Origin of the sequence: Asticcacaulis biprosthecium C19 (assembly GCF_000204015.1) — a bacterium.
Lineage (GTDB): Bacteria > Pseudomonadota > Alphaproteobacteria > Caulobacterales > Caulobacteraceae > Asticcacaulis > Asticcacaulis biprosthecius.
The window spans coordinates 278205-287818 of record NZ_GL883081.1; the positions used below are offsets into that span (position 1 = coordinate 278205).

A 9614-nucleotide genomic window follows, 5' to 3' on the forward strand; every position below is an offset into this window, starting at 1 on the left:
CAGCGGCGGCAGCCAGACCAGTTCATGATCGGCTTCGGACTTGGCAGCCGGTCTGTGGGCGACCAGTTCGACCTCGAAGAAATGGCAGCGATTGTTGTAAGGCGTACCATCGTCGTGGATGAAGTAATGGTCGATTTCGGTCACCTGACGGCCGACAGCCACGTCCAGGCCGGTTTCCTCAACGAACTCGCGTTTGACCGCCTGTTCCGGCGTCTCGCCGGGATCAAGTGCGCCACCCGGCAGGTCATAGCTGAATTTCGTATAGCCGATCTGGGCACAGGCGATGCGGCCGTCGTGCAGCAAAATGCCATAGGCGCCGACGCGGGGCTTGTAGATCAGGCCGGCCTGGCGATCGCCAAACTGCTTGATCTCTTTCCCAGAAAGATCTGGCATTACCCGGCGCCACCATGCAGGGTCAGGTAAGGATCGGCCACCTTGCCACCGACAAAGTCGTCATAGGTCGCCTTGGGCCAGCCGACCGCCATGGTCTTGGAATCGCGCCAGGCGTCCAGGATGACGTCACGCAGATCCGAAGCCCCCTGCCCCAGTTGCTGCTTCATGAAATCGCGGCCGCGCGGATCGCCCGGTTTGAAGCCGCCGGCCTTTTCCAGTTCATACAGCGGCACAACCAGCGCATGGCTCTTCATCATCCGCTTGGCAAAGCACTTTTCCGGTCCGTCGGTGCAGGGTTCGTACGGCGCCATGCTGGCGCGCACATCAGCCGCCGAAATGTTGGCGTCGACAAAGGCGTTCTCCAGCGGCACGTGGATTTTTTCCAGGGTGTAGCCGTTGGGATTGGGGAATTCCTCGCCCCAGCCGTTGTAATGGATGCTCATATGCAGCGGTTGGGTGGTGTCGCCGACATAGTGCGCCAGGACGCCGATATCGCGCTTGATCAGGCTTTCGCGGCGGATGCGGTCGGCGCGGTACCACGCCTTCTTGGCCTTGTCGGTCTCACGCGTCTCCAGCAGGTTCAGCACGCGCCAGTAGGCGAAGTCCTTGACCACCTGCTGGTAGCCGTCGACCATGGCATAGGGCAGATAGCCCGACTTCCAGATCTTCTGGCCCTTTTCGTTCAGGGTGATTTCGAAATCTGCCCGCGTCCTGGGCAGTTCCGCCAGCGTCTGGCCGGCCAGGGTCTTGCCCTCGTCGTCCAGGTCGATGAAGTGGGCCGCATTGCGCTCGCTGTCATGGACAAAGCCGGAATCGCGCCAGCGGTCGGGTTCATTGGCATATTCGCCGACGTCGGCGATGGCTTCGGGCGTCCGCAAGAAGGCCGGCGTATAGTCCGGCAGGGCACGGATGGCTTCTTCGCCGATAAAGCGGTGGCCGGCAGATCCCCAGGCCAGAGCCGCCGTGGCAATCGCCACACCCGCAACCACTGACAACAAAAGGCTCTTAAGTTTCACAACTTTCAACTTCATCACATCACCCGATCCGGCACGCTGCCAGCGCCCGCTTTCAGCCTTTATACGTGAACCCAAACCATTTCCGGCGCAACGTTTTTTGCAGCGCAACCATGGTCAATCGCGGGACAATGTTATCTGTCAGGCCTGTTTGGAGGAAGCGGTGAGGATGCGGTATTGTCTGGATTATTAACGTGTTTGCGGCAGTCTGTATCGCGATTTCCGTACCGCGTTCGAAAGAGTACCCGATGATCCCCATGGAGGCCGCTATCGACTGGCTTCGCCTGAGCCGTCGGCTCGGCGTGGCTGTCTGCGCGATTGGCCTGATCGCGTTGGTGGGATGGCCAACAGACATCGTTCTGTTGCGCTCGGTCCTGCCGGGACTGATGGCCATGCAACCGACGACCGCTATGTGCCTCGTCCTGATCGGATCTGTTCTGGCCCTGCCGGGCTTGCCGCGTGCGCTGTCACTGTCGGCCTGTGCCGTTGCCGCCCTGTGGAGTCTGGCCTTCCTGGTCGAGCATCTCACCGGCGCAACATCCGCTCTCGACACGCTGCTCTTTGGCGACAAAATCCTTCACCAGGCCCCCCTGCCCGCGCACCCCGGCCGTATGACCGAAGGTACATCGCTGGGCCTGTTCCTACTGTCCAGCCTGCTGCTGATCCACCGCGTAATCGGTGCCCGCCTGCCCGCTGCTCTCCATCTCCTCATCGCCACCGTACCTTTGGCCATCGGTGCGATTTCGCTGCTGGCCTATCTGCTCGCTGTCAGAAGCGCCCGCGGCGTCGTCGGATATACCGACATCGACCTGCATACATCTGTGGGCTTGTGCCTGCTATCCTGCGCCGTCATGGCTCTGCGCCCCGATGCAACGCCCCTGCGCGTTCTCGCCCAGGCCGGTTCTACGGGGCAGCTGATGCGCCGCATCCTGCTGACCGTTGTCGCTCTGCCCCCCGTGCTGGGCTGGACGGCCCTGCAGGCGACGAATCTAAACCTGCTCACACCCGACTTCCGCCTGGTCCTGACCACGGCCGGCACCATGCTGGGCCTGATCATCCTCGGCGTCGTCTCCGCCCGGCGGATGAGCGAAAGCGAGAACCGGCTCGAATCTGAACGCCTGCGCGCCCAGGCCAGCGAAGCGCAGTTTCACAGCGTGATAGCCAACGCCCATCAGGCCATCGTCACCACTGACGAGCATGGTCGCGTCGCCAGCTGGAATGGCCAGGCCGAGGCCGTGTTCGGTTGGAGTGAGACCGAGGTCGTCGGCCGGCGTATGTCCGACATGATCATTCCTGAGCGCTTCCGCGACGCCCACACCAAGGGTATGGCGCGTTTCATGGAAACGGGTGAAGCCCGCGTCATCGGCCAGCGTATCGAACTGCCTGCGCTGAATCGCAGCGGCACTGAATTTACGATCGAATTGGCCCTCAGCGCCGCTCGCAATTCGGCCGGCTGGCAATTCACCGCCATGATGCACGATGTCACCGAACGCCTGGCCCAGACGCAACTGTTCGAAGCCGCCTTCCACCACGCTCCGATCGGCGTGGCCCTGGTCGGGCTGGATGGGGGCTTCCTGAAGGTCAACCTGGCCTTCTGTCGGTTGGTCGACCTGGAACGTGAAGACCTGCTGGCGGCTGATTTCCAAAAAATCACGCACCCGGACGACCTCGATCGCGATCTGGAACTACTGGCAGAGCTCACCCGAGGAGATATCCCGTCCTACCAGATGGACAAACGTTACCTGCGCCCGAATGGCGAGGTCGTGTGGGTGAACCTGTCCGTATCCATGGTGCGTGAAGAAACCGGTGCGCCGAAACACTATATCGCGCAGGTCCAGAACCTGACCGAGCGGATGGAGGCCGAAGCGCGCTATCAGCTTATGGCCGAGAACACCACCGACCTGATCGTCACCTGCGACCTGAACCTGAGGCGCAGCTTCGTTTCGGCCGCCGTGCGCCGACTGCAGGGCATCAGCCCGGCTGAAGCGCTGGCATGCCGCCCCGAAGACTATATGCACGAAGAGGACGTGGCATCCGTCGTCGCCACCTTCCGCCGCACGGCCGAAGGTGAGACGGGTCTGCGCGTGCGCTGGCGCTGCTGGAACCAGGAAGCCCACATTTGGACCTGGGTGGAATCGAGCCCGTCCCTGATCCGCAATGGCGACGACACGGCACCGATGTTCGTCGACGTGGTGCGTGACATCTCCTCCCAGGTCACCCAGGAACAGAAACTGGAAGCCGCCACCGATGCCGCTGAAGCCGCCGCCGCCGCCAAGGCCGACTTCATGGCCAATATGAGCCATGAGATCCGCACGCCGCTGACGGTGATGATCGGCTTCTCCAGCCTGCTGACCGAACGCCAGGACATGCCGGACGACGCCCTGCGCTACGCCCAGCGTATCGCGACCGCCAGCAATTCCCTGCTGTCCCTGGTCAATGACATTCTTGATTTTTCCAAGCTGGAAGCGGGCCAACTGGAGCTCAAACCCAAGCCGACCGAAATCGTCGAGATGTCGCGCGAGTTGTTCCTGATGATGCAGGCGCAAGCCGCTGCGAAGGGGCTGAATCTGCGCTTCGAAGATGACAATAGTGTGCCGGATACGGTCTTCCTTGATCCGCAGGCTTATCGCCAAGTGCTGCTCAACCTGGTCGGCAATGCCATCAAGTTCACCGATACCGGCAGCGTCACCCTGATGCTGGGCTATGACAACAAACACCTGACGGTCCGGGTCATCGATACGGGTCCTGGCATGAACGAAGCCGGCCAGGCCAAGCTGTTCCAGCGTTTCTCGCAGGTGGATGGCTCATCGACGCGCAAACACGGCGGTACCGGCCTGGGCTTGGCCATTTGCCGCGGCCTGGTCGAAGCCATGGGCGGCACGATTGGTGTAACCAGTGCCCCCGGCGAAGGGTCGCATTTCCACTTCACCCTGCCCGCCCCGGCCCTGGCCGATGGCGCGGCATTCGAGTTCGACACCGATCTTCCCGACCTCGCCGGCCTGCGGGTGCTGGTGGTCGATGACAATTCCGTCAATCGTGAACTGGCGCGCGCCATACTGGAACGGGCAGACGCCGCGGTGATCGAAGCCGAGGACGGTTCAGCGGGCGTTCTGATGGCGGGGGTCTATCCGCTCGATGTCATCCTGATGGATATCCGCATGCCGGGCATGGACGGCACCATGGCCGCCAAGCGGATCCGAAGCGAGCCCGGCCCCAACCGCGACGTCCCCATCCTGGCCTTTACGGCCAACGGCCATGATCTGTACAACCCGGCCGATTTCGATGGCCTGGTCGCCAAGCCGATTACGCCAGCGGCTCTGGTCAACGCCATCGCAAGAGCGGCGGGTTCGGAGTCAGCCGACATGGACCAATCGCTCAGGGCCTGATCCGCCTCACCAAACCTGGACCCGGTCCTCCGGCTTGAGATACTGCCTCTGGTCCGGCGTCACCTTGAAGGCCTCATACCAGGCATCGAGATTGCGCACGGTATCGCCACGGTACTCATCCGGCGCGTGGCCATCAGTCAGTATCTGCTGGCGCAGGGCCGCTTCACGCGTCTTGTCGCGCCAGCTCTGGGCGAAGGCGATGAAGAAGCGCTGGTCCCCCGTAAGACCGTTCTTGACCACATCCGGCTTGCCACCCAGGGACATCTTATAGGCGTCATAGGCAGCCGCCAGGCCGGCGACGTCGGCGATGTTCTCGCTCAGCACCAGTTCGCCGTTCAGGCACAGATCTGTGAACGGGCAATAGGCGTCATACTGACGGGCCAGGGCAGCGCCAGCCGCCTTGAAATGCTTCAGGTCCTCGGCCGTCCACCAGTTGATCAACCGGCCCTTGTCGTCGAACATGGCGCCCATATCGTCGAAACTGTGCGAGATTTCATGGCCTATAGTCGCGCCAATGCCGCCATAGTTGAAGGCTGAATCGGCTTCCGGATCGAAATAGGGCGGCTGCAGGATGGCAGCGGGGAAGTTGAGCGCATTGGCCATGGGCAGGTTGACGGCGTTGACCGTCTGGGGCGTCATCACCCACTCATAGTGGTCAGGCGCCTTGCCCAGCTTGGCCAGATTGCGCTCGTAGTTGAAGCGTTCCGCACGCTGCATATTCCCAACCGCATCGCCGCGCACCACCTCCTGGCCGGAATAGTCGATCCACCGGTCCGGATAGCCGACCCCGACCTTCAGCGTTCCGAGCTTGGCCAGGGCCTTGGCCTTGGTTTCCGGCGACATCCAGTCCAGCTTCTCCATACGCACGCGATAAGCGGCAATCTCATTGTCGACCATGGCCTGAATCTTAGCCTTGGCTTGCGGCGGGAAATGGCGTTCGACATAGAGCTGGCCGACAGCCTCGCCCAGAGCGCCATTGGTCGCCGAAATAGCGCGCTTCCAGCGGTCGCGCATCTTGGGGGTGCCTTGCAGAGCTGTGCCGTAGAAGGAAAACACCTCGTCATAGAAGGACTTCGGCAGGACCTGGGCATAATGGTCCAGCAGGCGATAACGCAGATAGACCTTCCAGATGTCGAGCGGCTGGGACGCCACCAACGCCGAACTGCCGGCGATAGCTGACGGCTGCCACACGATGAAGTCGTTCTGCCCGCTCAGGCCGGCGGCCTTGAAGTAGGCATCCCAGTCCAGCCCCGGTGCCTTGACGGCAAACTGGTCCCGCGTCCACGGGTTGTTGGCCTTGCTGACATCGCTGGTGTCCAGGCGCGTCGCGTGGTTTTTGGCGATGTCCGTCTCCAGCGCCATGATCTGGGCCGCTCTTGCCTCCGCGTCCGGCACATTGGCCAGGGTCAGCATGGTGACGATGTGCTGCTGGTAGCGCGTGCGCAGGGCCGCCATCTTCTCGGACGGGTCGACATAGTAGTCGCGGTCAGGCATGCCCAGGCCGCCCTGCATCAGGTAGGCGACGACACGCTCAGGGGCCTCGAAGCCCTGCTGGGCCCAGAAACCGAAAAGATTGTCGGTGTAGAGGTCGGTCGCGTTCAGCGCATCGACATCGGCGCGCAGATGGCTGCCGAAATAGGTCGCGAGCCCCGCCTTGTCCGTGATGGCATCGATAGCGGCAAATTCCGCCGCCAGCGGTTGCAGGCCTTTGGTCTCGATGGCGGCCTCGTCCATGAAGGCGGCGTAGTAGTCGCCAACCTTCTGGGCGTTCGATCCGGCCGGAGCGTTGCCGGCGGCCGCATCCTGGATCAGGGCACGCACCTGCTCGCTCGTCTTTTCGACCAGAACCGCCGAGGGTCCGTAAGACGACCGGTCGGCCGGGATTTCGGCCGACGTGATCCACGTGCCGTTGGCGTAGCGGTAGAAGTCATCACCCGGTTTCACCGACGCGTCGATCCCGACCAGATCGACGTCGTGAACTGGCTCGGCGAGAGCCACACCGGTCATAAGGGTCGAAAAAACAAGAGCTATTGCAGTTGCCGAGGTCCTTGATGGTCGCAGCGACATGGGTCGGCCTCACGGGAAAAATTGTCTCTGGCGAAATCATCTCCCCCTGAGCGTCAGCGTCAAGTTACAGAATAGCAATGTTCACCGTGCGACGAGCCGTCTGCGGGAAAAATACGTAAAGATTTACATAGTTAGACTGGCAATGGCCGAGGCAGATTTTTCTTGAACCCTGCTGCCTACCCTTTCAGCGCCAGCAACTGCAGGTGATGCAGGTAAGCGCTGACATCCATCAGGGCCGCCGCAAGAGCGGTCTTGACCCTTTCTAGCCGGCCGGCCGCGCCTTCCGCATCGCCTATCTCGGCCTCTCCGGCCAGGGCCGCCAGCGTATTGGCACCGATACCGGCCGCCGCCCCTTTCAGGGTGTGGGCGGCGTCCCGCCAGCCCTCATGGTCGGTGTCGAGCAGCGGCGCCCACAGTTCGCTCTGCTGCTGGAACAGGCGCAATACCTCCTCCATCACCAGGGAATCATTGAGCGTATAGGACTCCAGATGACCGAAATCGACCGCACCCGTAACATCGCGCAACGCCATGACCTGCTTCTCCCATTTCCGTTTCCGGGAAAGCCTTAGACTGATTCCATCTTATCAAATCCGCACAAGTTCGCCCTGCATTTCCCATCGCCTTCTGGCCGATAAGGCTTAGGCTTCCCGTCTGTAAGGGAGATCAGAGTGCTCGCAGATTACAGCGACGAAATCCTGTCTTGGGTGGAAACCGGCGCCATCAAGCCCGAGGACGCCCGACGCTGCCTGATGCGCACCCTGCCCATCCTCTATGACGGCGTGATCCAACCCAGCCTGCTGGCCCGGGTCATCGCCTATATAGAACGCGTGCTGGTTTTGCTCGAGCAAGGCTCCATCACGGTCAGCGAGGCGAAGGAGGACACAGCCGCACTTCTGGGGGCCGCCGTTGAGGGCGACGTTGACAAGCTGATGGCCCTGCGCAGCTTGATAGGAAGCCGCGTGGAATCGGCGCCCCATAGCTGATCAAACCTTGCTTAGGTCGTTTCCGGTGGTATCGGCCGTCGGAGCGGCATCGAAATCGGGCCGGGTGCCAACCCCCAGTTGCCGCAACTGTGACCAGACATCGGCAACGGCCTCAGCCTGGGTTTCACAGGAGGACGACAGCCGGACGGTGCGAGGCGACCCGTCAAACCGCAAGGTCAGCAAATAGCCCGAAATTGTTCGTTCCGCTGCGATGACCCGGATGCTGGAACTCATGCCCTTCGGTCCACTTTACGAAGTTTCGGGTCTATTTGAGCACAGTCCCTCAAAGCAGAAATGCCGATTACATAACCAAGTCGCAATCAGTATAAAATTACCACACCTTCGCGTCGCAACAAATTTGCTGCACGCGCGAACGCCTTTAAATAAAGAAGCCATAAATACTCTAACCACCCGAGCAAAAATAACTGCAGTTCGATACCTTTAAGCAAATATAAGGATTTTCGCCTAATTTACTCTCATGGCAATTTCCCAGATGCGCAGACAATTTGTCCAATGGGCGCACTGCCAAGGCGGCAACGTTGCCGTTATCTCCGCGCTTTGCGCAGCACCTCTGCTGTATGTCATCACCGCCACCATCGATCATTCCGCCATGGTCAAGGACCGCTTCAGCCTTCAAGCCGCAGCAGATGCCGGCGCGCTGATGGGGGCTGCCAAACTGGCCCTGGGCAGTGACGAACTGGTGTTCGGTGCCGCGGAGGCCGCGGCCCATCAACAGATCGGCGATCTCAGAAATCCCGTCACCTTTGAGGTTGTGGTGGACCGCAGCACCGGCGCTGTGACCGTTACCGGTCGCAGCCAGCACGCCCCGCTGATCGGCTTCATGAGCGATGGCCCCACGCCCATCAGTGCCAGAGCCACGGCTGAAGGCCTCCTGAAAACCCCTTTGTGCATTCTGCAAATCGGCAGTTCGGAGATGAAGATCGACGACCAGGCCACGGTACGCGCGGGCGGCTGCCTGGTCCACAGCAACAAGGATGTCACCGTTGCCAGCGGCGCCTTCCTTCAGGCCGCCCAGACCCAGGCCGTCGGCGCCGTCAGGGGCCCGGTGTCGCCCCAGGGCCATAATGGCGCCATGACCATCGAAGATCCCTTCCTCTCGATGAACCTGACCCCGCCGACAGATTGCAACGGGAAGACGGCAAAAATCAAGATTGTGACCGGGGCCGTGCTGACCCTGCCGGCAGGCGTTCATTGCGAGCACTTCAAAATCGAAAAGAATGCCACACTGATCCTGGGTCAGGGAGATCACTGGTTCATGGACCATCTGGAGTCCAAGGATAACGCCACTATCCGTGGTGACGACGTTGTCCTGATCTTCGGTTCGGACAAGTCGGTAAAGTTCAACGACACCTCGTCCGTCCAGATCACCGCACGCAAGACCGGCGTCTTTGCCGGGTTCCTGCTGGCCACAACGCGCCAGAACGACGAGAAGTTCGTCATCGCCTCCAACAATGTCAGTGAACTGCTGGGCACCATCTACATCCCCAACGCGGAACTGGAAGTCGAAACCGCCGGTCAGGTCGCCGAGGACTCGGCGTGGAGCATCATCGTCGCCAAGACCATCACCCTGAAGAAGAATCCCGTCATGGTCATCAATACCCGCTACAGCGGATCCGGCGTTCCGGTGCCCGCGGGTGTCGGCCCCGCAGGCACCCCGCGTCTGACGCGTTGAAAGCCTACCCACAAACTCAGGCCTGCCCGTACCTGTTATACCAACCCACGATGACTTGACTCATCGTGGATTGGCAGGG

The 9614-nt window shown here is 61.3% G+C and carries 8 protein-coding genes; 3 read left to right on the forward strand and 5 right to left on the reverse strand.

The window, feature by feature from the left end; genetic code table 11:
* A partial coding sequence (locus tag ABI_RS23245; protein WP_040310022.1) for an NUDIX domain-containing protein occupies positions 1-393 on the reverse strand: 393 nt, incomplete at its 3' end.
* Positions 393-1424, reverse strand: a complete 1032-nt coding sequence (locus tag ABI_RS23250; protein ID WP_006275532.1) for a phospholipase C/P1 nuclease family protein — start codon at positions 1422-1424, stop codon at positions 393-395. The genes ABI_RS23245 and ABI_RS23250, both read right to left, overlap by 1 nt.
* A 230-nt stretch (positions 1425-1654) precedes the next feature.
* Here ABI_RS23250 and ABI_RS24090 point away from each other — a divergent pair, with 230 nt between their 5' ends.
* Complete coding sequence (locus ABI_RS24090; RefSeq protein ID WP_050808415.1) at positions 1655-4792, forward strand: PAS domain S-box protein; 3138 nt, start codon at positions 1655-1657, stop codon at positions 4790-4792.
* 6 nt (positions 4793-4798) lie between these two features.
* On the opposite strand, the gene ABI_RS23265 is transcribed toward ABI_RS24090, so the two are convergent.
* The gene (locus ABI_RS23265) at positions 4799-6859 is read right to left on the reverse strand and encodes a M13 family metallopeptidase (protein WP_006275534.1); all 2061 of its coding nucleotides are present in this window, start codon (positions 6857-6859) and stop codon (positions 4799-4801) included.
* 176 nt (positions 6860-7035) lie between these two features.
* The gene (locus tag ABI_RS23270; protein ID WP_006275535.1) at positions 7036-7389 is read right to left on the reverse strand and encodes an Hpt domain-containing protein; all 354 of its coding nucleotides are present in this window, start codon (positions 7387-7389) and stop codon (positions 7036-7038) included.
* Positions 7390-7527: 138 nt separating this feature from the next.
* Between ABI_RS23270 and ABI_RS23275 the strand changes: the two genes are divergently transcribed.
* Positions 7528-7842 (forward strand): hypothetical protein, encoded by a 315-nt coding sequence (locus tag ABI_RS23275; protein WP_006275536.1) that lies wholly within the window; start codon positions 7528-7530, stop codon positions 7840-7842.
* Here the strand turns inward: ABI_RS23275 and ABI_RS23280 are convergent, their stop codons facing one another.
* Entirely contained in the window at positions 7843-8076 is a 234-nt protein-coding gene (locus ABI_RS23280; RefSeq protein ID WP_006275537.1) for a hypothetical protein, read from the reverse strand.
* A gap of 259 nt (positions 8077-8335) precedes the next feature.
* Here ABI_RS23280 and ABI_RS23285 point away from each other — a divergent pair, with 259 nt between their 5' ends.
* Positions 8336-9535, forward strand: coding sequence for a TadE/TadG family type IV pilus assembly protein (locus ABI_RS23285; RefSeq protein WP_006275539.1), 1200 nt, complete (start codon positions 8336-8338; stop codon positions 9533-9535).
* The last annotated feature ends 79 nt before the right edge of the window (positions 9536-9614 follow it).